This window comes from Streptomyces sp. JJ36 (assembly GCF_021696945.1).
GTDB lineage: Bacteria > Actinomycetota > Actinomycetes > Streptomycetales > Streptomycetaceae > Streptomyces.
Window position 1 is genome coordinate 1 of sequence record NZ_JACYHE010000169.1, and the last position, 954, is coordinate 954.

1 protein-coding gene is annotated in these 954 nt (G+C 69.2%); it reads left to right on the top strand.

Annotated elements, in window-relative coordinates:
- On the top strand, positions 1-954 hold a 954-nt coding region (locus HOY81_RS27015), incomplete at both ends, for a HAMP domain-containing protein (protein ID WP_237323340.1).

The following is a 954-nucleotide window of genomic DNA, read 5'->3' on the forward strand; positions in this document are numbered from 1 at the left end:
ACATCGCGCAGGTGACGACGGCGGTGGCGAACGGCGACCTGTCGCAGAAGGTCACCGTGGACGTCTCCGGCGAGATGCAGGAGCTCAAGAACACCGTCAACACGATGGTCGACCAGCTCCGGTCGTTCGGCGACGAGGTGACCCGGGTGGCCCGGGAGATCGGTGTCGAGGGCGAGCTGGGCGGCCAGGCCCGGGTGCCGGGCGCGGCGGGCACCTGGAAGGACCTCACCGACTCGGTGAACACCGCCTTCCGCAACCTGACGGGCCAGGTGCGCAACATCGCGCAGGTGACGACGGCGGTGGCGAACGGCGACCTGTCGCAGAAGGTCACCGTGGACGTCTCCGGCGAGATGCTCCAGCTCAAGAACACCGTGAACACCATGGTGGACCAGCTCTCCTCGTTCGCGGACCAGGTCACGCGTATGGCGCGGGACGTGGGCACGGAGGGCCGGCTGGGCGGTCAGGCCCGCGTCGACGGCGTCTCGGGCACCTGGAAGGACCTCACGGACTCCGTGAACTTCATGGCGGGCAACCTCACCTCCCAGGTGCGGCAGATCGCGCAGGTGACGACCGCGGTGGCGCGGGGCGACCTGTCGCAGAAGATCGAGGTCGACGCGCGCGGGGAGATCCTGGAGCTGAAGAACACCATCAACACGATGGTGGACCAGCTCTCCGCGTTCGCCGACCAGGTGACGCGGGTGGCCCGCGAGGTCGGTACGGAGGGCCGGCTGGGCGGTCAGGCGCAGGTGCCCGGGGTGGCCGGCGTCTGGCGGGACCTGACCGACTCGGTGAACGGCATGGCGGGCAACCTCACCGCGCAGGTCCGGAACATCTCGCAGGTCGCCACCGCGGTGGCGCGGGGCGATCTGTCGCAGAAGATCGACGTGGACGCGCGCGGGGAGATCCTGGAGCTGAAGACCACGATCAACACGATGGTGGACCAGCTCTCGTCGT